Below are 22,311 nucleotides of genomic sequence, written 5' to 3'. Positions count from 1 at the left end.
GCTCAGGCCGCGGCGTGCTGCGCGGCCATCCGCACCGGGGCGTTGCCCGCGCCGTAGCCGTCGTATCCGCCGACCCGCTGGACCAGCTCGATGAAGACGCTGCCGAGCGTCGGCGTGTAGAAGTGCACGAACTCGCCGTCCGCGTCGCGGTCGTAGAGCAGGTCGAGCGAGCGCAGTTCGGCGATCCTCTCCGCGCCGAGGTCGAAGCGTGCGGCGAGGTCCTCGTAGTAGTTGGTGGGAACGGGCAGGAACCGCAGGCCCCGCTCCCGCGCACGCCTGGCCAGGCCGACCACGTCCGAGCAGGAGATGGCGACGTGCTGGGCGAAGGGCCGCGCATCCGGTGTCGCGTCGCGCTCGGACAGCGACGGAGCGACGTTGAGCGCGAACCGCACGCCCCCGTCGCGCGAGCGGACCACCTGGCTGCGGACCAGCCCGACGGGGCCGGCCACCTCGGTCGTGGCCGACGGCCGCAGCGCGAGCAGGCTTCCGTAGAACAGCACGGCCTCGTCGAAGTCGGCGGCAGGCTGGGCGAGGTTGACGTGGTCGATTCCGCGGATGGCCGCGTCTCCGGCACCGAAGCCTCCACTGAACTCGGCCACCCAGTCCGGAGTCGCCGACCCGGGCGTCGGTGTCGACCAGAAGATCTCGGTGCCGTCCGGGGCGACGACGGCAGGGAGGTCCTGATCCTGGGCGCTCGTGCGGCGGAACGCGCGCGGCACGCTCAGAGCCGAGGCCCGCGACGCTGCCGCCGCCGGGTCCGCCACGTCGAGCCCCACCGCGGCGATGGACGGCTCACGGCCACGCGCCTGCTGTTCGTTGAGGATCACCCGCGCGTCGCCCTGCGACCAGAGGCGCACGTCCTTCGTCCTGTGCTGCCCGGCGAACGCGAAGCCCAGCTGGTCCAGCAGGACGGCGACGGCGTCGGTGTTCTCGGCCTTGATCTCCACGAAGTCGAAGCCGCGCGGCTCCGGCACGGCGGTGACGGTGGCGAGGTCGTGCGCTGCGGGATCGGCCCCGGCGGAATCGGTTTCGCCGCCGGGCGCGCTCGCCAGCAGCCGCGCCGTCGCGTCTTCGAGCACGCGCAGCGACCGGTGCGCGTGCCTGGCCGTGCGCCAGGCGTCGGTCTGGCGGAAGGTGTCGTTGAACACCTCGAGCGACAGCGGACCGCGGTATCCGCCACGCACGACGTGGGCAAGGAACGCGGGCAGGTCGAAGCCGCCTTCACCGGGGAACAGACGGTGGTGACGGCTCCAGGAGAGCACATCCAGCGACAGCAGCGGGGCGTCGGCCAGCTGCACGAAGAACACCTTCTCGCCGGGGATGCTCTCGATCCCGGCCGGATCGTGCCCGCGCGACAGGATGTGGAAGCTGTCCAGGCAGACGCCGAGCGCCTCGTGTCCTGCCAGCTCCACGATCCGCCAGGAGCGGCGGTAGTCGTCCACGAAGCGGCCCCACGCGAGGGCCTCGTACGCGATGCGCATCCCACGCGCCGCCGCCCTGTCCGCCAGCCGCGCCAGCTGGGAGGCGGAGACGGCGTCGTCGTCGACGGTCGCCGTGGCCACGTTGCTGCACACGAGCACCGTGTCGATGCCGAGCCGCTCCATCAGCTCGAACTTGGCCTCCGCGCGGTGGAGCACGGCGCGGAAGACATCGTCGCTGACCCCCTCCGCATCCCGGAACGGCTGGTACAGCGACAGCTCGAGTCCGAGTCTGTCGCTCAGCGCGCGCAGCTCCTCCGGCGACTGCTGGGCCACCACGAGGTCCGGTTCGAAGATCTCGACCGCGTCGAAACCGGCGTCGGCCGCCGAGTGCAGCTTGTCGACGATGGTGCCGGAGAGGCAGACCGTGGCGATGGAGGTGCGCATCAGCGGCCCAGCGCCACGAGGTCGAGGAACTGGGCGTGCATCCTGGCCCTGTCCGGCTCACGGCCGGTGATGAGGCGGAACGCGTCCGCCGCCTGTCCGACGGCCATCTGCCCGCCGTCGAGCACGCGGCACCCCGCTGCGCGTGCGGCGGCGACGAATTCGGTGACCACGGGCCGGTAGACGATGTCCGCCACCCAGAGACCGGGATGCAGGAGCGTCGCGTCCACCGGGATGCCCGGATGCGAGTGCATGCCGACGAAGCTCGCGTTGACGAGACCGTCCGCGTCGGCGAGGAGGGTCGCAAGGTCGGCGGGGGTCGCGGAGGAGACCCGTGCCGCAGGGAAGGCGGCGGCGGTGTCCGCGGCGAGCCTGGCCGCGGAGGCGGGGACGACGTCCACGATAGCGAGACGCCCGACCCCGGCGCCGAGCAGCGCGTGGGCGACCGCCCCGCCTGCACCTCCCGCGCCGATCAGCACGACCGAGCCGAGGTCTGCTCCCGGCAGGCCGTCGGCGAGCGCCGACTCGAACCCGGTGACGTCCGTGTTGTGGCCGACCAGCTTCCCGTCGACGATGAGCACCGTGTTCGCTGCGCCCACCGCTGCGGCCACCGGATCGACCTCATCCAGGGCGGAGAGCACCTCGCGCTTGCACGGGTGGGTGACGTTGAAGGCGGAGAAGCCGAGCGCCCTTCCCTCCGCGATGATCGCTCCGACCTCATCGGCGCGCCTGCCCAGGACGGCCAGGTCGAGCGGGCGGTAGAAGTAGCGGATCCCGTGTGCGTCCCCCTCCGCTTCGTGCATGGGCGGGGTGAGCGACGGGAGTACGCCGTCGCCGATCAACCCCACGAGATACGACTCGCCTACCACGCTCATTGCGCCTCCTCGCTGCAGAAATTGGATGTTGGGATTCAGTTGACACCGACCCCGTCACCTTCCTAACGTACCGTATGATTCATGCAGCATTTAAGTTGTGCGAAGCACTCACTCTGACGTACGCGAGGACGATTCAATGACGACAACCGCCCCTCCCCCCGGCACCTCCCCCAGCAAGACGCCGCGGCGTGCGGCCGTGGCCAGCTTCCTCGGCTCCGCGGTGGAGTATTACGACTTCTTCATCTTCGGAACGGCGGCGGCGCTGATCTTCCCGCACGTCTTCTTCCCGGACGCCGACACGAACGCGCAGGTGATGTCGTTCGCGACGTTCGGGTTCGCGTACATCGCGCGCCCCATCGGCGCCATCTTCCTCGGCCACTTCGGCGACAGGATCGGGCGACAGAAGGTGCTCGTGTTCACCCTCGTCCTGATGGGCATGTCGACGTTCATCATCGGCTGCCTGCCGACCTTCTCTGCCATCGGCTGGTTCGCCCCGGTGTTCCTGGTGCTCTGCCGGCTGATGCAGGGCCTCTCCGCCGCCGGCGAGCAGGCGGGCGCCAGCTCGATGACGCTCGAGCACGCACCGGAGAACCGCAGGGCGTTCTTCACGTCCTGGACGCTCACCGGCACCCAGGGCGGCCAGATTTTGGCAGCGCTCGCGTTCATCCCGATCCTGGCCGCGCCGGACGAGTTCACGTACTCGATCGGCTGGCGCATCCCGTTCTGGCTGTCGGCGCTCGTGGTCGTGATCGCCTTCGTGGTGCGCCGCTCGCTGCCGGAGTCCCCGGAGTTCGAGAGCGCGAAGAGCAAGGGCGAACTCGCCAAGCTTCCCGTGGCCGACCTGCTGCGCGACCACTGGCGGGATGTGCTCCGTGTCGTGCTCTGCGCGACCATCGCCGCCGTGTCGACCGTGTTCGGCAGCCTGGCCATCGCATACGGGATCAGCGTCGGCGTCGACAAGGAACTCACGCTCTGGCTCGTCGTCGCGGCCAACGCGGTCGCGATCGCGACCCAGCCGCTGTTCGGGATGCTCGCCGACCGCATCGGCCGCAAGCCCGTGTTCGTCTACGGAGCGCTGGCGAGCGCCGTGCTCATGCCGTTCTATCTCGTTTCGATGTCGCAGCCGAACATGCTCATCGTCTTCGCGCTCTCCGTGGCGACGTTCTCCTGTGGGTACGCGGCGTCGAACGCGGTCTGGCCGGCGTTCTACAACGAGATGTTCTCGCGCCGCGTCCGGTTCTCCGGCGTCGCCATCGGCACCCAGCTCGGCTTCCTGGCAGCCGGGTTCACCCCGAGCATCGTCACCGCACTCGGCGGCACCGGCGAGAACGGCTGGGTGGTCATCTCGCTCTTCACGGCGGGCATCGCCGTGCTGGCCTCCGTCGCGGCGCTCACGGCGCGCGAGACGGCGCACGTGCCGACCGACCGGCTGGGGCTGGATGGCGCATCCCGTGCCGTCGAAGTGCCGGAGCCCGTCGCGGTGCGCTGAGGCGGCGGGTGCGCTGACGCAGCGCTACGAACGAGAAAGGTGCGGCCGGGACCTCCCGACCGCACCTTCTCTGCGTTGTACGCGTGCCTACGCGGTGATCGCCTCGCGACGCCCGCCGGGGCCGACGTACTGCGAGCTGCCGTAGCCGACGATGAAGTAGCCGATGATCGCGAACAGCCAGAGCAGGAAGATGCTGAAGGCGGCCCCCTTGCCGAACGCGCGGCCGACGCCGAGCGCGACGATGATCGCGACGATGATGTTGACGATCGGGATGAAGTACAGGATCACCAGCGCACCGTGGAATCCACCGATCTTCACCAGCAGGTAGGTGTTGTAGATCGGGATGAGCGCGCCCCAGCCCGGCTTGCCCGCCTTGGTGAAGACGGGCCACAGGGCGATGACGACAAGGATGTATCCGATGAGGCCGCCGATGATGGACGGCACCGGGTTGTATGCGGTGGTCTCGGTGGCGATCAGGCCGTCGGCGGCCAGGGCGATGGGGAACATGGGTGTCCTCTCTCTGAACGGAAATGACAGTATCCATTCAGTGTTTCAACAGGGGGACGCCAGGTGAACCGGGCGTGTCGCACGGACGGCGACCGCGTATCGTCGCGGCGGCGGACGGCTGTCGCTCGGCCCCGCGGTTCGGGAGCCGTCCGGCGCCGCCGCGACGAGTCTGAGAGGGTGCGCGTCAGCGGCGCGACACCAGGATGCGCGGCCCGGCGACCCACGACGCCAGGCACAGGATGCCCGTGAAGGCGAACGCCCCGACGAACGGCCACGCGCCGCCCAGCCCGGAGAGCGCGGCGAACACGATCGCGGTCGCGGCGAGCGAGATGGCGGAGCCGATCGCGTCCGCGATGGAGAGCGCAGAACTGTTGAAGCCCTGGTTCTCCGTGGTGGAGTACTCGAGCGTCAGCACGCCGAGGCGCGGGTAGAGGATCCCCATGCCGGCACCGGCGAACGCCCAGCCGACCACCACGACCACCGGGGACAGGTGCAGCAGCGCGGTCAGCAATAGCGAGGCGATCGCGACGCTCAGCCCGATCGAGCCGAGGCGGGCCGCCAGCCGGTTGCCGATGGCGGGGAACCGGCCCTGCACCCACGACGCCGCCGCCCAGCTCACCCCGGCCGCCGTCAGCGCGAGGCCGGACAGGGCCGCGGTGAGGCCGAACTCGGTCACCAGCAGCAGCGGCACGTAGACCTCGGCAGCGAAGAACGTCGCGGCGACGAGGGCACGCACGAGGATCACGCTCGGCAGCCCCCGGGCGGCGCGCAGGGCGCGCGGCGGCAGCAGCGGCCGGATGGCGACGATCGCGACAGCGACCGCGAAGACGGGTGCGATCCACTGCACGGGTCCGCGGGCCTCCGCGGTCAGGTTGAGCGCGAGCACCGCGACGGCGACCAGCACCGCCCAGCCGATGCGTCGCAGGTCGAGCGGCGGGCGCTCCTCCCCCTCGTCCGGCCGGTGCACACCGCGCATGGCGGGCACGACCATCAGCATGGCGAGCACGGCCAGCCCCACGACGCCGAGGAACACCCAGCGCCAGCCGACCGACTCCGCGAGCGCTCCCGCGATCAGCGGACCGACGAGCGACGGGATCACCCAGGCCGCCGCGAACCCGGCGAAGATCTTGGCGTGCAGGTTCGGCGGGTACACCCGCGCGACGATCACGTACAGCGCCACCGTCAGTGCGCCGCCGCCGAACCCGTGGATGAGCCGGCCGGCGACGAAGACGCCCATGTTCTGGGCGGTGCCCACCACGAGCAGCCCGGCCACGAACATCCCGACCGAGGCGAACAGCGCGTTGCGGGGACTTCCCCTGTCGCACCACGCCCCGGCGAGCACCATGCCGACGACGCTCACGGCGAGCGGTCCGGCGAAGGCGAACGCGTAGAGGCTCGCGCCGTCGAGTTCGCGGCTCACAGTCGGCATGATCGTGGTGACCGCGAGCGCCTCGAACGCCGCGAGCATGATGAGCGCGCACATCCCGATGCTGACCCAGCGATAGCGGGCGCTCAGGACACCGCCGGGTGGCGGGAGGTCGGCGACCGCGGCTCCCTGCTGCAGGGGCGTGCTTGTGCGTTCGCGGTCGTCAGTGGTCATGGTGCGAGCCTAGGACCTCAACTACGGTTGAGGTCAATGACTCCTTCCGAACCGATCCTCAGCGTCGGCGACATCGCTTCCCGCAGCGGCGTCGCCGTCTCCGCCCTGCACTTCTACGAGCGGCAGGGACTGATCAGCAGCGAGCGGACGGCGGGCAACCAGCGCCGCTACCGGCGCGATGTCCTGCGGAGGGTGGCGTTCATCCGGGTGTCGCAGCGGGTGGGCGTGCCGCTCGCCGAGATCCGCCTCGCGCTCGACTCGCTGCCGGAGGGCAGGACGCCGACGAAGAAGGACTGGGCACGACTCTCCCGGCTGTGGCGGGATGCGCTCGACGAACGGATCAGAGACCTGGAGCATCTGCGCGACGACCTCACCGGGTGCATGGGATGCGGGTGCCTCAGCCTGCGCACCTGCGCGCTGCAGAACCCGTCGGACGAACTCGGCGGCAGCGGGCCTGGGCCGCGGAGGTGGCTGGACGGCGCGACGGAGGAGGACTGACGCGCTCAGCGCGGCGGCGCCGTGGACGCGCGCACGATCAGCGCGGGCTGCACGTTGCCGGGGTGGGGCTCGGCGGTCGACTCGATCTCGGCCACCAGCCGGGCGACGCAGCGGCGGCCGAGCTCGGCGAAATCCTGCCTGACCGTCGTGAGCGGAGGGCAGAAGTGGGCGGCCTCCGGGATGTCGTCGAAGCCGACCACGCTCAGGTCGCCCGGGATGTCTCTGCCCTGGTCGCGGGCGACGTGCATGATGCCGAGCGCCAGCTGGTCGTTGGAGGCGAACGCGCCCGTGATGGCCGGGTCGGCGAGCAGCTCCTCTCCTGCCGCGTAGCCGGACTGCGCCGTCCAGTCGCCGCGGATCGGGGGTAGCACGTCGAGGCCGGATGCGCGAAGCTCGTCCTGGTAGCCGCGCAGCCTGGCCTGCGCCTCGATCCAGCCGAGCGGCCCGGAGATGTGCACGATCCGGCGATGTCCGAGGTCGATCAGGTGGCGGGTTGCAGCGCGGGCCCCGGCGAGCTGGTCGACGGAGAGTTCTCTCTCCGCATACTGGTCGCCCGCCTGCATGGTCACGTACGGCACATCCAGCCCGGTGGAGGCGATGAGGTCGAGCACCCGCTCCTGCGGCGCGATCACGACGATGCCCTCAACGGCCTGCGCGAGCAGGTGGTCGATCCCGTCGGCGATGCTCTCCTCGGTGAGGTCGGCGAGCTGGGCGACCGCCACGTAGTACCCGGCCTCGCGCCCGGCGGACTGGATCGCGCCCATGCTCGACACCGGCCCGTAGAGCGCGGCGGCGGAGGCGGCGAGCACGCCGATCGTGTTCGACCGGGCGGTGACGAGCGCCCGTGCGGCGCGGTTGGGCCGGTAGTGCAGTTCGTCCATCGCCCGCACGACCCGCTCGCGCGTCGAGTCCCGGATGCTCGGGTGCCCGTTCAGGACGCGTGACACCGTCTGGTGCGAGACCCCCGCCACCCGCGCGACATCGCGCATGCTGGCGGCCCGGCTCGCAGCGTCGTCGTGCGTCATTCCCTCATTATGCGCTCCGCCCACGCGCGCTCCCGCTCCCGCGACGGGGGCGGATGAGGAGGGCGGCGACCGCGAGGACGAGCGGGAAGACGAGGTGCCAGCCGGCGAGCAGGAGGAGACCGGCGGCGAAGACGCAGGAGGCGAGGGACATCCACCAGCCCAGCGACCAGCGCGGCAGCAGCACGAGCGCCGACGCGACGCCGAGCGCATACACGGCCGCCGCGATGCTGGTGTGCACCAGGATGAACGGCTGCAGGTCGCCGCTCGCGAGGACCAGTGCGGAGTACGCGGCCATGATCACCGCGGACAGGAGCAGGCCGCGCCGGGCGATCCCGCCGTTCTCGGCTCCCCTGCCGAACCAGCGCGGCAGGTCGCCGTCTCTGCCCATCGCGGCGCCCAGCTTGCTGAACGCGGCGAGGTAGGCGTTGAACACCCCGGTGACCACGATGGCGGCGATCACGGCCACCACCACCCCGCCGCCCGGGCCGGACGACACCGTCACGAGGTCGAGAAGAGGCACGGCACTCGTCGATGCCGCGTCGCCGAGCACGAGCACCGTCACCGTCTGGATGGCCAGGTACGCCGCGGACACGATCACCAGCGCCAGCGCGGTCGCCCGCGGGATGTCCCGCCGCGGGTTGCGGAACTCGCCGCCGATCCCCGCCACGGCCTCCCACCCGGCGAACGCCCAGATGTAGAGGCTCATCGCGAGCCCGACGCCCTCCCAGCCGTGCGGGAGCAGCGGCTGCAGGTTGGCGGGATCGGAGTGCGGGACGGCGGCGGCGAGCACGAACACGAGCACGGCCACCAGGGCAGCGGACAGGACGAGCTGCAACCAGCCGGCGAAGCGCACGCCGAACGCCGTGACGATCACCGGGATCACCATCAGTCCGATGGCGATCAGCACGGTGGTGAGCGCATCCCCGCCGATCACGGCGACCACGTATCGAGCCGTCATCAGCGCCGCGATGGGCGCACCGATCGGCGTGCCGAAGAAGAACCAGTAGCTGATGACGCGGGCGGCGGTCGGCCCGAACGCGCGGCGGGCGAACGTGGCGACACCACCCGCATCCGGATGCCGCCTGGCGAGAGCGGCGAACGTCGCAGCCAGCGGGATGGAGATGACGGCGAGCGCCGCGACGGCGATGATCGAGCCAGGGCCGGCGACCGACGCGGCGAGCGCCGGCAGCACCAGGATGCCCGTGCCGAGCACGGCGGCGACGTAGAGGGCGGTGCCCCCTGCGACGCCGAGATGCCCGTGTGTGGCGCCAGGCGGTGCGTCCGGTGTCGCGCCGCGGGCGCGCGCGATCGATGGCCCGCTGTCCGTCATTCCTCCATCATGGCGGTGGCCGCCGACATCGGCAGAATGTCGCCGCACGGAGACGTATGCTTGCATTTCGACCGCAGGACCGCACGTGCAAGGAGACACAGGTGTCTGAGACGTTTCACGACTCCACTGTCACGCGCGACGTCGACACGGCCGAGGCGAAACTGCAGGCCACGTACGCCTCCATCGTGCTCGGCACGGACCCGCACACCAACGGCCTCCGGTACGCCGAGGAGGTGCACGGCGAGAATCGTTTCGTCGTCGCCCGCCACCTGTTCGACGGCGACGTGGAGTGCGCGGCCGAGCTGCCGTTCTTCACGGTCGCGTCGGTCGTCGGCAGCTACCTCTGGCGGACGGGTGGTGAGGAGGGCGACCTCAGTCAGGGCCCCGCGATCTTCCAGCCCGGCCGGCGGCTCGACGCCTCGGTCTCCCACGCGGACGTGAGCGCGGTGAGCATCACCCTCGAGAGCCTGGCCGCGACGGCCGCAGCGCAGTTCGGCGACGGAGTGACCATGCGCTTCGATTCGGCGCTCCCCGTCACCAGGGCGCTGGGCGAGCACTGGCTCGCGGTGGCGCGACTGGCCAGGCAGACCGCGCTCACGGAGGCGTTCGAGAACGACCTGGTCCGCGCATCCATCTATCGCCAGCTGGCCATCGCGACCATCGAGGCGTTCCCACTGACCGGCGATCACCAGGCGCGGCGCACGACCGTCGCATCCCGGGCTGTCGCCTTCAAGAGGGCCGTCAGCTACATCGACGACCACGCGTCGCTGCCCATCACCGTCGACGACATCGCCACCGCGGCGGGCACCACCGTGCCCGAACTCGACAGGGCGTTCGACATGCACCTGCCGTACACCGCAGACCAGTACCTGCACAGCGTGCGGCTCTCCGCCGCCCACCGCGACCTGCGCGAGGGGAAGACCGACGTGCACGGCGGGGTGGCTGCGGTGGCGGCGCGATGGGGGTTCGTCGATGTCGACGCCTTCGAGGCGCACTACCGCTTCCGGTTCGGCACGAGTCCGGAGCAGACGCTCGGCTGCTGACTCAGAGCCCGGCGTGCACCGCCAGCACCTCGACCGCGAGCCGCCAGTCCCTGGATGGCGCGGCCCCGGCGGTCCCGCCGTCCTCCTCCTCGCCGGGCAGCCTGGCCACGAACATCGGCCACGCTTCGCCGGCGGTCCGCACCTCCTCGATCAGCCCGAGGTACTCCCCGCCGTAGTAGACCTCCCACGCGGCCGTCGCCGTCGGGCTGTACATGAGCGTGAGCGGCGTCGTGCCATAGCTGTAGACCGCGTGCTGGTGGTCGAGCTGGTTCCCGGTCATGTTCGGAAGAGTATGCGCTATCCCGCCCGCACGGTAGCGGTCGGGCGCACAGCGTCACGCGTTTCCGTTCAGGCGGCCAGGTGGAAGGTGCTCGCGAAGCGGTCGAGCAGGTCTCCGCGCCCCCGCAGCACCTCCACCACGCCCGTCTCGATCGCCCGTTCCGGGGCGAGTTCGCCGGAGATCAGCCTCCGGATGTCCGGGCCAGTGGAGAAGGCGAGGTCGACCGGTCCGTCGCCGCGCGTCACATCCAGCGTCGTGCCGTCCACCCGGATGTGCAGCTCGGCCTCCCCGAACCGCGCACCGTACGCCGTGGTCGGCAGGGCGGCGGCGACCTGCGGGCGGAACGCGGTGCGCAGATCCATCGTCATCGAGTCCGGCGTGATGATCTGCTCCTCCCTCGGCTCGCTCAGGGTCTTGAACCCCCACGCGCCGAGCGCGAGCACCACCGGTTCGAGCTCCCGGCCGTACGGCGTCAGCTCGTAGACGATCACGCGAGAGTGCGGAACACGGTGCAGCACCCCGGCAGCCTGCAGCTCCTTCAGCCGCGCAGCCAGGATGTTGCTCGGGATGCGCGGAAGCCCGGCCGCGAGCTCCCCATACCGGCGCGGCCCCACGAGCAGGTCGCGGACGATGAGCATCGCCCACCGCTCCCCCACCAGCTCGAGGGCCTGCGAGAAGCCGGAGTACTGCCCGTAGTCGCGTGCTGCCATCGCCCTCAGGCCTGCTGGTTCGCGGCGGCGGCCGGTCCCTGCTCGGCGGCGACCGGGTCCATCCAGCCGAATTCGAGGAGGTTGCCGTCCGGGTCGTTGAGCTGGCGCTGGTACATGAAGCCGTAGTCGGAGGCCGGACGTGCCTCGGAGCCGCCGGCCGCGATCCCGTCTGCGATGGTCTTGTCCACGTCCTCGCGGCTGTCGAGGAAGATCGCGGTCGACACGGACGGGTTCACGGCGGGGTCGCCGATCGGCAGGTCGGTGAAGGTCTGGAAGTACTCGCGCACCAGGATCATGAAGTAGCTGTGGTCCTCCTCGACGACGACGCAGGCCGCGTTGTGGTCGGTGAAGAGCGGATTGATGGTGAACCCGACCGCCGTGTAGAACGCCTTCGCGCGTTCCAGGTCGGTCACCGGCAGGTTGACGAACATCGCGGTCATTGTGGTCTCCTCAGGTCGGTCCGTCTGTGGACGCGTTAACACTTGCAAAAAACAAGTGAGGAGTCAATACCCCGGACAATAGCCGGTCAGGAGACGGGCAGATCGTCGCCGGACGGACTCAGCTCGTGCGTCGCATCCACCGCTGCCTGCACCACATCCTCGAGGCTGCCGCGCACCGCGAACGCCGCGCGCTGCCTGCCGGCCCCTCCCCCGGACGCCACGATCCTCGCCAGGCCGTCGTGCACGAGAGCGGCGTCGCCGTTGGCCTCCAGCGCCCTCCGGATGTGGACGACCAGCGCATCCAGTGCGTCCGTGATGTCTGCGCCCGCCCCGTGCTGGGGATGCGGCAGCCGGCCGTGCACGCCGGTCAGCGCCGCCTGCCACCCGGCCAGGCGCAGTGCGGCGGCCGGCAGATCGGACGGCCGCACCCCGGCGTGCCAGTCCGCCGCCGCGGTGTCGACCAGGGCGCGGACGATCGCGGCCAGGACGACGGCATCCCGCGCATCCAGGCAGACGTCGGCGATGCGCACCTCGATCGTCGGCTGCTTGTGCGACAGGCGGGCATCGAGGTAGACCATGCCGTAGTCCATGATCACCTCGGTGTCGACGAGCAGCCGTTCGAATCTGTCGTACTCCTCCACCGAACCGAACACGTCGGTCGGGCCAGCGCTCTGCCACTGGTGCCAGGCGAGGAAACGGAAGCTCGCATATCCGGTGTCCCCGCCCCCGGCGAAGGGCGAGTTGGCGCTCAGGGCGAGCAGCAGCGGCAGCCAGGTCCTGATCCTGTCCAGGATGGCGACGCCCTCCTCGCGCGACTCGATGCCGACGTGCACGTGGCAGCCGCAGACGAGCGTCGTCTGCGCGGTGGCGCCGTAGCGGCGCATCATCTCGTCGTAGCGGTCCTTCTGCGTGGGATGCGGCTGGACCGGCAGCGGCGACATCCCCACCGCGACCGCGCGCGCGCCGAGCGTGCGGGCCAGCCTGTCCGCCCGCTCCCTGCCCGCGACGATGTCCGCCAGCAGCTCGTCCGTGGAGGTGAGCGGCCTGGTCTGCGTCTCGATCATCTCCTGGTGGATCTCGGCCGAGAGCTGGGGACCAGGTTCTTCCGCGCCGTTCCTGGCCCGCGCGTCGTCGGCCTCCGCCGCGGCGAGCGCCTGCGGGGCGACGGCCATCGGAGCGCCGGTGCGCTCGTCGACGAGCAGCAGTTCTTCCTCCACCCCGAAAGTCCTCATAGACCAACTATCCGCGCCAGCACCTGCGGTGGCCAGCCCCTAGCGGGAACCTCCAGGTTGTGACGTAACCGGACGACGCAGAGCTCAGGCGGAACGCTCCGGCTCCAGGGCGGCGGGCTCCTCCCGCTTCGCGAACCGGAACGGAGCGGTGATGGTCGGCAGCAGCGTCCGCCTCCGCACGACGAACAGGGCGACGGCGAGCACGGCGTACACGGCGGACACGATCAGTCGCGCCTCCGTCGACGTGAACACGAACGTCGCGGCGAACAGCACGAACAGGGCGACCGCCCAGCGTCCGCTGAACCGGAGCGTGAGAAGCATGGCGACGCCCAGGATGGTCTGGGTCGCGGTCAGCGTGAACTCCTCCACCTGCCGTGCATCCATCGGCAGGGCCATCCCTCCGCCGCCGATGAGATGTGCGATGGGCAGCGTCCCGACCAGCGCCGTCCACTGGTTGACCTTGCTGGCGAGCAGGATGCCGATGCCCATCGCCGCCTTGCCGCGCAGCGCGAAGAGCACAGCGATCACGAACTCCGGAGCCTCGGAGGCGAGCGGTGCGAGCCACTGCACGAGCAGGAAGTCGTCGATCCCGAGCGCCCGCCCTCCCTCGACCAGGCTGGTGGCGAACGGCTCGGCGAGCAGCAGGATGATGACGGCGGCGAGGACGAAGATCGTCACGACCGTCGCCCGGCGGGCACGGGTCGGCAGCGTGCCGATGCTGTGCGCGACACCGACGAGTTCCGGCTCGTCGCTCTCGCCGGTCGACACCCGCCACAGGTAGTAGGCGAAGAGCGCGAGCAGCAGGACACCGAGCACGACGTGGATCTGCCCGGTCAGCGGGATGACCAGGGTGAGCACCGACGCGACCAGCAGCAGCCCGAGCTCGACGCGGTTGCCGTGCGGCAGCCGGATCGCGAACGGCTTCGCCTGCACATCCGGATCGGCGGCCGTCCGGCGGCGACGCGCTGCCAGGAACGCGAGGAACGCCACCAGCAGGATGAACGGCCAGCCGAACCCGAGCAGCAATCGGTTGGAGCCGGTCATATTGGCGGCGGCGTACGGAGCCTGAGACGGGTCGGAGCCCGCGCTGAACGCGAAATAGAGGTCGATCGCGTACTCGGGCAGGATCGCGATGATCGCCAGCAGCCCGACGGCGAGACCGCCCGAGATGTCGACCTCGGCCGCCTCCCCGGCCCAGGCAAGAGCGAAGGCCGCGGCGACGATGGCGACGCCGAACGACAGCACCCCGATGAGCGGGGGAACGTGCACGCCGGTCAGCGTCAGGGCGACCCCCTGGGCGGCGATCAGCGCCACGATCCCGAGCGGGAGGACGAGACGGCGCCAGACGGACGCGGTGGGAAGGTGTGGATTCGACACGGGGAGACCCTTTCGATCACAGGCGGCGACCGAGAGGATGCACAGGGGTGACTCGGTCGCCGGGAATGGCCGACCGAAGGTCTCGTTCGCCCGCGCGCAGGCTGCACTGTGCGGGTGGTGCGCCGGGCCGGTCTCCGTGACCAGCCAGTATGTCGACGAACCGCGTCGCCGTCCCCGCACCGTGCGACGGATCGCTGCCGGCGGTTCAGGCGGTGGGAACTACTCCCCTTCGATGCCTTCCATCCTGCCCGGGATGCGCGCCCCGCGAGGGGCCGGCCGGGCACTCTCCCAGCGTTTAGGCCCGCCTGACATGCGCGCGCAGGCCGGCCTCATTCCGCCGTTCGGCCCGCCGTCAGGAGAAGCTCGACGATCGGCTCTGGATGCGACAGCGCGGCGAGATGACCGCCGGGCACGCGGTGCGCATCCACGGAGAGGCGCTCGCGGGCGACGCGCTCCTGGAACGCGGCGGGGAACAGCCGGTCGTCGCCGCCGGCGATGACCGTGAGCGGCACGTCCGGCCAGCCGGGGAAGTCGCACGGCTCGGCGAACATCGCCTCGGAGTCCGCCTCGCCCTCCTGCTGTTCGAGCGCATCGCGTTCCTCCTCCGGCACGTCGTGGAAGAAGTAGAGGTCGATGTCGAACTCGGCATCGGGGTCGCGCCCTGCCGCGATGTCGTTCTCGCGCATCGCGGCATCGTGACCGACCGCCTCCCACCAGCCTCCGGCCGACTCGCCGGGCACGGGGATCATCGCGTTGAGGAACACGATCCCGCTCACCGGCAGGCGCTGCGCGGCGACGGCAGCGGTGAAGCCGCCCATCGACTGCGCAACCAGCACGACATCGTCGGCGCCCTCCGCCGCGGCGACGGCTGCGTCCGCGTAATCGGCGAGCCCGTGGCCGTCACCGGTCACGAACTCGACGGCCACCGCATCCATCCCCCTGGCGGTCAGCTGCTCCACCACGCGATGCCAGACGAATGCGGCCCCACCCGCCCCCGGCAGAAGCACGTACCGCATCAGATGGTGAGCGTTCCGTCGTCGTTGACGGTCCAGTCCGGGTTGTACGCGACCTCCCAGACGTGACCGTCGAGGTCGGCGAAGTATCCCGAGTATCCGCCCCAGAACACGCGCTCCGCCGGCTTCAGGATGCTCGCCCCCGCTGCCTCCGCCTCGGCGAACACCCGGTCGACGGCCTCCTCGGACGGCTGGTTGATGGCGATGGTGACGCCGCTGAACGTGCCGTCGATCGGATGCTTCGCGTCCTCGGCGAGGTCATCCCTGCCGAACAGGCCGAGCGCGATCCCCGGCAGCTGGTAGAAACAGACGCCGTCGAGCGCCTGTGTCGGCGTCCAGCCCAGCCCCTCCTCGTAGAAGCGCCGCGCCCGCTCCAGGTCGGCAACACCCAACGTGATCAGACTCACTCGCTGTTCCATGGCTCGACGCTAGCGCCCGCCGCCGACATGCCGCGAGCGCGGCCGACTTGGAACGAGCGCCGCCGCCTACCGGGACAGCGCCTGGTCGATGTCGGCGAGCAGGTCGGAGACGTCCTCGATGCCGACGGAGAGCCGGATGACGTTGTCCGGCACCTCGAGCTCCGTGCCGCGCACCGAGGCGTGCGTCATCTCGCTCGGGTAGCCGATCAGGGATTCGACGCCGCCGAGGGACTCCGCGAGCTGGAACACCTCCGTCGACTCCGCGAAGCTGCGCGCCGCCGCTGCACCGCCGCTGAGGGCGACGGAGAGCATCCCGCCGAAGCCGCTCATCTGGCGCGCGGCCAGCTCGTGGCCGGGGTGGCTGGGCAGGCCGGGGTAGTAGACGGCGTCGATGCCGTCGCGGCCGACCAGGGCCTCCGCGATGGCCTGCGCGTTCTCGGTGTGACGCTGCATGCGCACGGCGAGGGTCTTGATGCCGCGCGTGGTGAGCCACGCATCCATCGGGGACGACACGGCACCGGCCGCGAACTGGATGAACTGCACCCGGCCCGCGAGCTCTTCGTCGGCGAAGACGAGCGCCCCGCCGAGCACGTCGGAGTGGCCGCCGAGGTACTTGGTGGTCGAGTGCGCGACCACGTCGGCCCCGAGCGACAGCGGCTGCTGCAGCGCAGGGGACGCGAACGTGTTGTCCACGACGACGAGCGCTCCGACCGCGTGACCGAGCTCGGCCAGGGCGGCGATGTCGCTCACCTTCATCAGCGGGTTGCTCGGCGTCTCGATCCAGAGCACCTTCGTGCCGTCGGCCTGCAGCGCGGTGCGGACCGCATCCAGGTCGGTGAGGTCGACCGTGGTGTTGCGGATGTCCCACGCACCGTGGATGCGGTTGATCAGCCGGTGGGTTCCCCCGTAGACGTCGTTGCCGAGCACGACGTGGTCGCCCGGCTTCAAGACGGCGCGCAGCAGCGCGTCCTCCGCCGCGAGTCCGGACGCGAACGACAGCGCGCTCACTCCACCCTCCAGCGCGGCGAGCAGCGTCTCCAGCGAGGTGCGCGTCGGGTTGCCGCCCCTGCTGTACTCGTAGCCGCCGCGCAGGCCGCCGACACCGTCCTGGACGAACGTCGACGTCTGGTAGATCGGCGGGATGATCGCGCCGGTCGTCGGGTCGAACTCCTGGCCGACGTGGATGGCGTTGGTTGCGAACTTCATGGGTCTGTCTGCTGTCTTTCTGGAGTCGTTTTTCATTCGCTGAGGAAGTTGAGGAGGTCCTGCCGGGTGAGCACGGCGACCGGTTTGCCGTCCTCGGTCACGAGCAGGGCGTTCTCGGTGGCGAGGGCCGCGCGCGCCGCGCTGACCGGCTCGTTGATGCCGATCAGCTGGAACGGAGCGCCGATGTGCGCGCCGACGTCGTCGGTCATCTGGGCGCGACCGCTGAACACGGCGTCGACCAGCGAGGTCTCGTCGAGCGCTCCCGCCACCTCGCCCATCACCACGGGCGGCTCCGCCGTGAGAACGGGCAGCTGCGAGACGCCGTAGGTGTTCATGATCTGGATGGCGTCGCGCACGGTCTCCGACGGGTGCGTGTGCACCAGGTCGGGCAGCGCGCCGCTCTTCGTCTTGATGACGTCGTGCACCGTCGCCTCATCCGGGACGTCGCTGAACCCGTAGGACCGCATCCACTTGTCGTTGAAGATCTTGGCGAGGTAGCCGCGTCCGCCGTCCGGGAGGATGACCACGACGATGTCGTCCGCCGACAGGTCTTTCGCAGCCTTGAGAGCCGCTGCGACGGCCATGCCGCTCGACCCACCGACCAGGATGCCCTCCTCGCGGGCGAGCCGCCGGGTGACGTGGAACGACTCCGCGTCCGAGATCGCGATGACCTCGTCCACCACGGTCGGGTCGTATGCACCCGGCCAGAAGTCCTCTCCGACACCCTCGACGAGGTACGGGCGTCCGGTGCCGCCGGAGTAGACCGAGCCCTCCGGGTCTGCGCCGATCACGCGCACGGCGCCGTCGGACGCCTCCTTGAGGAACTTCCCCGTGCCGCTGATCGTGCCGCCGGTGCCGACGCCGATGACCACGTGGGTCACCTTCTGGTCGGTGTCGCGCCAGATCTCCGGACCGGTGGTCTCGTAGTGGCTGCGCGGCCCGTTCGGGTTGAAGTACTGGTTGGGCTTGAACGCCCCGGGGATCTCCGCCGCCAGCCGGTCGGAGACGCTGTAGTAGGAGTCGGGATCCTCCGGCGCCACCGAGGTCGGCGTGACCACGATCTCCGCTCCGTATGCGGTGAGGACGTTGCGCTTGTCCTCCCCCACCTTGTCCGGCAGCACGAAAACGCACTTGTATCCGCGCTGCTGGGCGACGAGCGCGAGCCCGACGCCGGTGTTGCCGCTCGTCGGTTCGACGATCGTCCCGCCGGGCTTCAGGAGCCCCTCTTTCTCCGCAGCGTCGATGATGCGGGTTGCAATGCGGTCCTTCGACGAACCTCCGGGGTTCAGGTACTCGAGTTTTACGAGCACCGTCGCCGCGATTCCGTCGGTCAGCCTGTTGAGCTTCACGAGCGGAGTGTCGCCGACCAAGTCGATGATGGTCTCTGCGTAATTCACGCGACCAACCGTAACAGTGCCGCGTGCGCACCGCCCGTAGAATTACGACATGCCAGTGTCCGACCTCTCGACCGTGGCCCAGGATTACCTCAAAGTCATCTGGTCCGCGACCGAATGGGCGGAGACGCCCATCACGGTCAAGCAGCTCGCCGAACGCCTCGGCGTCCGCGCCGCCACCATCTCCGACGGCATCCGCCGTCTCGCCGACCAGGGGATGCTCGTGCACGAGCCGTACGGCGGCATCGAGCTGACGGACGCCGGCCGCCGCCACGCGGTCGCGATGGTGCGCAGGCACCGGCTCATCGAGACGTTCCTGGTGGAGGAGCTCGGCTACGGCTGGGACGAGGTGCACGACGAGGCGGAGGTGCTGGAGCACGCCGTCTCCGACGAGCTGGTCGAGCGCATCGACCGCAGGCTCGGCTACCCGTCCCGCGATCCGCACGGCGACCCCATCCCGAGCGCGGACGGCATCGCGCACCGACCGGATGCGACGCCCATGCTCGCCGCGCACACCGGCGTCCCGCTGACGGTGTCGCGCATCTCGGACGCCGACCCCGCGATCCTCCGCTACCTCGCCGACCGCGGCATCGTGCCGGACGCCCAGCTGAGCGTCGACGAGCACCGCCAGTTCGCCGGGGACATCACCGTGCGGCTGGGAGGCGCAGAGGTCGTGCTCGGCGAGACGGCCGCCGGCGCGGTGTGGGTGACAGAGGCCTGATTCAGCTGGTGGGCGGCATCAGCCGACCCACTGCGCCACCGTCAGCACCACCAGCGCGACGTTGAGCACGACGACGAGCGCCGCGATCCCGATCCCGGCCACGCGCATCCACACGCTGTCCGCACGGTCGCCCATCACGTCCTTCGACGCGGTCAGCCGCAGCAGCGGGATCATTGCGAACGGGATGCCGAGGCTCAGGAACACCTGGCTGATCACGAGCGCCCAGGTCGGCTCGACGCCCAGCGCCAGGATCACGATGGCCGGGATGAGCGTGACGATGCGCCGCGTCAGCAACGGGATGCGCACCGTCAGCAGCCCCGCCATGATCGTCGCCCCCGCGTAGCTCCCCACCGACGTGGATGCGAGCCCGGACGCCAGCAGCCCGACCGCGAACGCGATCCCCACCACCGGTCCGAGCGCCGCCGTGATGGCCGCGTGCGCCCCCTCGATCGTGTCCGTCCCATCCGCCCCGCCGAGGGAGGCCGCGGCGAGCAGGAGCATCGCGATGTTGACGGCGCCGGCGAGCACGAGGGCCGCGACCACATCCACACGGGTCGCGCGGAGGAGGGTGCGTCGCGCATCCGGGGTGGAGGCGTGGCCGTGCCTGTCCCTGGCGAGCGCGGAGTGCAGGTAGATGGCGTGCGGCATGACGGTCGCTCCGAGCATGCTCGCCGCCAGCAGCACCGTCGGAGCCCCGTCGAAGCGCGGCACCAGGCCGCCCGCCGCAGCACCCCAGTCCACCGGGCTCACGAACAGCCCGGCGAGGAAGCCGACCGAGATCACGCCGAGCAGTCCGAGGATGACCGCCTCGAACGGGCGCTGGCCTCTGCGCGACTGCACGGCGAGGATGCCGATGGCGACCACGCCGACCACCAGGCCGCCGAGCGGGAGCGGCAGCCCGAACAGCAGGTTGAGCGCGATCGCGCCGCCGATCACCTCCGCCAGGTCGGTCGCCGCCGCGACCAGCTCCGCCTGCACCCAGAAGGCGCGCCGCCCGCCGGTGCCGAGCCGGGAGCCGAGCAGTTCGGGCAGGCTGCGGCCGGTCACGATGCCGAGCTTCGCCGACTGGTACTGCACGAACACGGCGATCACGTTCGCCGCGACGAGCACCCAGACCAGGAGGTAGCCGTACTGCGCTCCGGCGGTGAGGTTGGCGGCGACGTTGCCGGGGTCGACGTACGCGATGGCTGCGACGAATGCGGGTCCGAGCAACAGGAACAGGCGGGACGATGGGCGCCGGGCGCGCGCCGGACGCGACTCCGTCGTCTCCACGGCCTCCGCCATCGCACGCCCCTAACCCGATTGTTAGCCCAGCCTAACACTGGCGGGCGTGGTGGCGAGAAGGCGTCAGTCGTCGAGCAGCGCGCCCTCCGTCTGCTCACGGTAGAGCCGGGCGTACACGCCGCCCTGCTCCAGCAGCTCCCGGTGCGTGCCGCGCTCGACCAGCTGGCCGTGGTCGATCACGAAGATGACGTCGGCAGCGACGATGGTCGACAACCGGTGGGCGATGGCGATGGTGGTCCTGCCCCGGGATGCGGTGTCCAGCGCCTGCTGCACCACGCGCTCCGAGATGGAGTCGAGAGCGCTGGTCGCCTCGTCGAGGATCAGCACCTCCGGGTCCTTCAGCAGCACGCGCGCGATGGCGATGCGCTGCTTCTCCCCGCCGGACAGCCGGTAGCCGCGCTCGCCGACCACCGTGTCGTAGCCGTCGGGGAATCCGGCGATGGTGTCGTGGATGTTCGCCTTCCTCGTCGCCTCCTCGATCTCCTCCTGCGTCGCATCCGGGCGGGCGTATCGCAGGTTCTCCCCGATGGTGGCGTGGAAGAGGTACGTCTCCTGGCTGACGACGCCGATGTGCGACACCAGTGAGTCCTGCTGCAGCGCCTTGATGTCCGTGTCGCCGAACAGGATGCGCCCGCTCGTCGCGTCGTAGAAGCGCGGGATGAGGTACGAGACGGTGGTCTTGCCCGCGCCGGACGGGCCGACGAACGCCGCGAACTCGCCGGGCCTGATCACGAACGACACGTCGTCGAGGGTGTTCCGCTCTCCGTCGCGCGCATCCGGATACCGGAACACGACGTGGTCGAACTCGATGCGGCCGAGGTCGCGCGCTGGGTCGACGGGGACCGCATCCGGCTGGTCGGCGATCGCGGGCTTCAGGTCGAGGTACTCGAAGATGCGGGCGAACAGGGCTCCGGAGGTCTGCAGGTCGAGCGCGACCCTCATCAGCGCGAGCAGAGGGAAGAGCAGCCTGGCCTGCACCGTGGTGAACGCCACGATCGTCCCGGCCGTGATGTCGGTCGCGCCGCCCAGCACCAGCCAGCCGGAGACCAGGTAGACGATGGCGGGGATGGACGACAGGAAGATGTTCACCATCGCGAAGAACCACTGGCCGCTCATCGACTGCGACACCTGCAGGCGGATCTGGTTGGCGTTCTCGTCGGAGTACCTGCCGACCTCCGCCGCCTGCCTGTTGAAGCTCTTCGACAGCAGGATGCCGGACACACTCAGTGTCTCCTGCGTGATCGCCGTCATGTCCGACAGCGACTCCTGCGTCTTGGTCGCGATCCGCGCGCGCACCTGGCCGACCCTGCGCTGCGCGATCACCAGGATCGGCATCAGGATGACGGCCACGATGGTCAGCTGCCAGTTGAGCAGGATCATCGCCACGAACGCCGCGATCACCGTGACCGTGTTTCCCAGGATGCTCGACATGGTGTTGGTGAGGACGTTCGCGACTCCGCCCACGTCGTTCTGCAGCCGCGACTGGATGATGCCCGTCTTGGTCTTCGTGAAGAAGCTCAGCTCCATCGACTGGAGGTGGGAGAACAGCCGGACGCGCAGCGCCCCCATCACCTTGTTGCCCACCGAGGCGGTCAGATACGTCTGCCAGACACCGAGCAGCGCCGAGCCGACGAACACCACGATCATCACGACGACGATCGTGATCAGCGCCTCCATGTCGGGCTTCCCGCTCTTCGGGAACAGGCCCTCGTCGAACGCCCGCTGGGTGAGAAGAGGAGGAACGACGGACAGCGCTGCTCCGATGAGCACGAGCACCATCGTGACGATGATCGCGGTGCGGTGCGGCGCGAACAGCGTCGTGATGCGGCGGAACAGGTTCGGGATCTTCGGGGCCGTCGCGTTCAGGGCCCGCTGCGCCTCGGCGTCGCCGCCGCTGACCCGGCCACGACCGCCGCCTCCACCGCCGGCCATGCCGCGCATCCCGCTCATGGTTTCAGCGTAGCCCTGGCGTGACCCAACCGTGATGCAAGCGCTTGACGTAAACG

The 22,311-nt window shown here is 70.3% G+C and carries 21 protein-coding genes; 4 read left to right on the top strand and 17 right to left on the bottom strand.

Features of this window, described 5'->3' with window-relative positions; genetic code table 11:
• Window positions 1–2: 2 nt before the first annotated feature.
• Window positions 3–1,865: a sugar phosphate isomerase/epimerase and 4-hydroxyphenylpyruvate domain-containing protein gene (locus HF024_RS03835; protein WP_168688696.1), complete on the bottom strand. Its 1,863-nt coding sequence runs from the start codon at window positions 1,863–1,865 to the stop codon at window positions 3–5.
• Window positions 1,865–2,737 (bottom strand): shikimate dehydrogenase, encoded by an 873-nt coding sequence (locus HF024_RS03830; RefSeq protein ID WP_168688695.1) that lies wholly within the window; start codon window positions 2,735–2,737, stop codon window positions 1,865–1,867. Before HF024_RS03830 ends, HF024_RS03835 begins: the two co-directional genes overlap by 1 nt.
• 136 nt (window positions 2,738–2,873) lie before the next feature.
• On the opposite strand from HF024_RS03830, the gene HF024_RS03825 reads away from it, so the two are divergent.
• Window positions 2,874–4,226 carry an MFS transporter gene (locus HF024_RS03825; protein WP_168688694.1) on the top strand — a complete coding sequence of 451 codons (1,353 nt, stop codon included), beginning with the start codon at window positions 2,874–2,876 and terminating at the stop codon, window positions 4,224–4,226.
• An 87-nt stretch (window positions 4,227–4,313) separates the two neighbouring features.
• Here the strand turns inward: HF024_RS03825 and HF024_RS03820 are convergent, their stop codons facing one another.
• Window positions 4,314–4,733, bottom strand: a complete 420-nt coding sequence (locus HF024_RS03820; protein WP_247597290.1) for a DUF5684 domain-containing protein — start codon at window positions 4,731–4,733, stop codon at window positions 4,314–4,316.
• Between the two features lie 184 nt (window positions 4,734–4,917).
• On the bottom strand, window positions 4,918–6,333 hold the full coding sequence (locus tag HF024_RS03815) for an MFS transporter (protein WP_168688693.1): 1,416 nt from the start codon (window positions 6,331–6,333) through the stop codon (window positions 4,918–4,920).
• 36 nt (window positions 6,334–6,369) lie between these two features.
• Between HF024_RS03815 and soxR the strand changes: the two genes are divergently transcribed.
• A complete protein-coding gene (gene soxR, locus HF024_RS03810) occupies window positions 6,370–6,831 on the top strand; it encodes a redox-sensitive transcriptional activator SoxR (RefSeq protein WP_168688692.1) in 462 nt (153 codons plus the stop codon).
• Window positions 6,832–6,836: 5 nt separating this feature from the next.
• On the opposite strand, the gene HF024_RS03805 is transcribed toward soxR, so the two are convergent.
• Window positions 6,837–7,856, bottom strand: coding sequence for a LacI family DNA-binding transcriptional regulator (locus HF024_RS03805; protein WP_210724016.1), 1,020 nt, complete (start codon window positions 7,854–7,856; stop codon window positions 6,837–6,839).
• Between the two features lie 7 nt (window positions 7,857–7,863).
• The gene (locus tag HF024_RS03800) at window positions 7,864–9,186 is read right to left on the bottom strand and encodes an amino acid permease (protein WP_085370993.1); all 1,323 of its coding nucleotides are present in this window, start codon (window positions 9,184–9,186) and stop codon (window positions 7,864–7,866) included.
• 101 nt (window positions 9,187–9,287) lie between these two features.
• Here HF024_RS03800 and HF024_RS03795 point away from each other — a divergent pair, with 101 nt between their 5' ends.
• Window positions 9,288–10,229, top strand: a complete 942-nt coding sequence (locus HF024_RS03795; protein WP_168688691.1) for an AraC family transcriptional regulator — start codon at window positions 9,288–9,290, stop codon at window positions 10,227–10,229.
• A gap of 1 nt (window position 10,230) precedes the next feature.
• On the opposite strand, the gene HF024_RS03790 is transcribed toward HF024_RS03795, so the two are convergent.
• The 9 genes from HF024_RS03790 to HF024_RS03750 form a co-directional block, all read right to left on the bottom strand.
• Window positions 10,231–10,509 carry a hypothetical protein gene (locus tag HF024_RS03790; protein ID WP_168688690.1) on the bottom strand — a complete coding sequence of 93 codons (279 nt, stop codon included), beginning with the start codon at window positions 10,507–10,509 and terminating at the stop codon, window positions 10,231–10,233.
• Window positions 10,510–10,577: 68 nt separating this feature from the next.
• Complete coding sequence (locus HF024_RS03785) at window positions 10,578–11,219, bottom strand: helix-turn-helix domain-containing protein (RefSeq protein ID WP_085370990.1); 642 nt, start codon at window positions 11,217–11,219, stop codon at window positions 10,578–10,580.
• Window positions 11,220–11,224: 5 nt separating this feature from the next.
• Window positions 11,225–11,659 (bottom strand): VOC family protein, encoded by a 435-nt coding sequence (locus HF024_RS03780; RefSeq protein WP_085370989.1) that lies wholly within the window; start codon window positions 11,657–11,659, stop codon window positions 11,225–11,227.
• A gap of 86 nt (window positions 11,660–11,745) precedes the next feature.
• Complete coding sequence (locus HF024_RS03775) at window positions 11,746–12,891, bottom strand: glutamate--cysteine ligase (protein ID WP_085370988.1); 1,146 nt, start codon at window positions 12,889–12,891, stop codon at window positions 11,746–11,748.
• A gap of 84 nt (window positions 12,892–12,975) precedes the next feature.
• Window positions 12,976–14,268 (bottom strand): sodium:proton exchanger, encoded by a 1,293-nt coding sequence (locus tag HF024_RS03770; protein ID WP_168688689.1) that lies wholly within the window; start codon window positions 14,266–14,268, stop codon window positions 12,976–12,978.
• A 329-nt stretch (window positions 14,269–14,597) separates the two neighbouring features.
• Window positions 14,598–15,284, bottom strand: coding sequence for an alpha/beta hydrolase (locus HF024_RS03765; protein WP_168688688.1), 687 nt, complete (start codon window positions 15,282–15,284; stop codon window positions 14,598–14,600).
• The gene (locus tag HF024_RS03760) at window positions 15,284–15,700 is read right to left on the bottom strand and encodes a VOC family protein (protein WP_168688687.1); all 417 of its coding nucleotides are present in this window, start codon (window positions 15,698–15,700) and stop codon (window positions 15,284–15,286) included. The genes HF024_RS03765 and HF024_RS03760 overlap by 1 nt, the downstream gene beginning before the upstream one ends.
• A 66-nt stretch (window positions 15,701–15,766) precedes the next feature.
• On the bottom strand, window positions 15,767–16,942 hold the full coding sequence (locus HF024_RS03755; RefSeq protein ID WP_281727831.1) for a cystathionine gamma-synthase: 1,176 nt from the start codon (window positions 16,940–16,942) through the stop codon (window positions 15,767–15,769).
• Window positions 16,939–18,303 (bottom strand): cystathionine beta-synthase, encoded by a 1,365-nt coding sequence (locus tag HF024_RS03750; protein ID WP_168688686.1) that lies wholly within the window; start codon window positions 18,301–18,303, stop codon window positions 16,939–16,941. Before HF024_RS03750 ends, HF024_RS03755 begins: the two co-directional genes overlap by 4 nt.
• 49 nt (window positions 18,304–18,352) lie before the next feature.
• Here HF024_RS03750 and HF024_RS03745 point away from each other — a divergent pair, with 49 nt between their 5' ends.
• A complete protein-coding gene (locus tag HF024_RS03745; RefSeq protein ID WP_168688685.1) occupies window positions 18,353–19,021 on the top strand; it encodes a metal-dependent transcriptional regulator in 669 nt (222 codons plus the stop codon).
• Between the two features lie 18 nt (window positions 19,022–19,039).
• Here the strand turns inward: HF024_RS03745 and HF024_RS03740 are convergent, their stop codons facing one another.
• A complete protein-coding gene (locus tag HF024_RS03740; RefSeq protein WP_168688684.1) occupies window positions 19,040–20,305 on the bottom strand; it encodes an Nramp family divalent metal transporter in 1,266 nt (421 codons plus the stop codon).
• 63 nt (window positions 20,306–20,368) lie between these two features.
• Window positions 20,369–22,255, bottom strand: a complete 1,887-nt coding sequence (locus HF024_RS03735) for an ABC transporter ATP-binding protein (protein WP_247597289.1) — start codon at window positions 22,253–22,255, stop codon at window positions 20,369–20,371.
• Window positions 22,256–22,311 lie beyond the last annotated feature (56 nt).

This window comes from Leifsonia sp. PS1209 (genome assembly GCF_012317045.1).
Taxonomy (GTDB): domain Bacteria; phylum Actinomycetota; class Actinomycetes; order Actinomycetales; family Microbacteriaceae; genus Leifsonia.
The sequence above is the reverse complement of the archived record's forward strand: the minus strand, read 5'-3'. Positions and strand labels throughout refer to the sequence as shown.

What these genes read in the sequence shown, in the direction of transcription:
- HF024_RS03835 (WP_168688696.1), bottom strand. Translation starts at nt 1,865, where the DNA reads ATGCGCACCTCCATCGCCACGGTCTGCCTCTCCGGCACCATCGTCGAC.
- HF024_RS03830 (WP_168688695.1), bottom strand. Translation starts at nt 2,737, where the DNA reads ATGAGCGTGGTAGGCGAGTCGTATCTCGTGGGGTTGATCGGCGACGGC.
- HF024_RS03825 (WP_168688694.1), top strand. Translation starts at nt 2,874, where the DNA reads ATGACGACAACCGCCCCTCCCCCCGGCACCTCCCCCAGCAAGACGCCG.
- HF024_RS03820 (WP_247597290.1), bottom strand. Translation starts at nt 4,733, where the DNA reads ATGTTCCCCATCGCCCTGGCCGCCGACGGCCTGATCGCCACCGAGACC.
- HF024_RS03815 (WP_168688693.1), bottom strand. Translation starts at nt 6,333, where the DNA reads ATGACCACTGACGACCGCGAACGCACAAGCACGCCCCTGCAGCAGGGA.
- soxR (WP_168688692.1), top strand. Translation starts at nt 6,370, where the DNA reads ATGACTCCTTCCGAACCGATCCTCAGCGTCGGCGACATCGCTTCCCGC.
- HF024_RS03805 (WP_210724016.1), bottom strand. Translation starts at nt 7,856, where the DNA reads ATGACGCACGACGACGCTGCGAGCCGGGCCGCCAGCATGCGCGATGTC.
- HF024_RS03800 (WP_085370993.1), bottom strand. Translation starts at nt 9,186, where the DNA reads ATGACGGACAGCGGGCCATCGATCGCGCGCGCCCGCGGCGCGACACCG.
- HF024_RS03790 (WP_168688690.1), bottom strand. Translation starts at nt 10,509, where the DNA reads ATGACCGGGAACCAGCTCGACCACCAGCACGCGGTCTACAGCTATGGC.
- HF024_RS03785 (WP_085370990.1), bottom strand. Translation starts at nt 11,219, where the DNA reads ATGGCAGCACGCGACTACGGGCAGTACTCCGGCTTCTCGCAGGCCCTC.
- HF024_RS03780 (WP_085370989.1), bottom strand. Translation starts at nt 11,659, where the DNA reads ATGACCGCGATGTTCGTCAACCTGCCGGTGACCGACCTGGAACGCGCG.
- HF024_RS03775 (WP_085370988.1), bottom strand. Translation starts at nt 12,891, where the DNA reads ATGAGGACTTTCGGGGTGGAGGAAGAACTGCTGCTCGTCGACGAGCGC.
- HF024_RS03765 (WP_168688688.1), bottom strand. Translation starts at nt 15,284, where the DNA reads ATGCGGTACGTGCTTCTGCCGGGGGCGGGTGGGGCCGCATTCGTCTGG.
- HF024_RS03760 (WP_168688687.1), bottom strand. Translation starts at nt 15,700, where the DNA reads ATGGAACAGCGAGTGAGTCTGATCACGTTGGGTGTTGCCGACCTGGAG.
- HF024_RS03755 (WP_281727831.1), bottom strand. Translation starts at nt 16,942, where the DNA reads ATGAAAAACGACTCCAGAAAGACAGCAGACAGACCCATGAAGTTCGCA.
- HF024_RS03745 (WP_168688685.1), top strand. Translation starts at nt 18,353, where the DNA reads ATGCCAGTGTCCGACCTCTCGACCGTGGCCCAGGATTACCTCAAAGTC.
- HF024_RS03740 (WP_168688684.1), bottom strand. Translation starts at nt 20,305, where the DNA reads ATGGCGGAGGCCGTGGAGACGACGGAGTCGCGTCCGGCGCGCGCCCGG.
- HF024_RS03735 (WP_247597289.1), bottom strand. Translation starts at nt 22,255, where the DNA reads ATGAGCGGGATGCGCGGCATGGCCGGCGGTGGAGGCGGCGGTCGTGGC.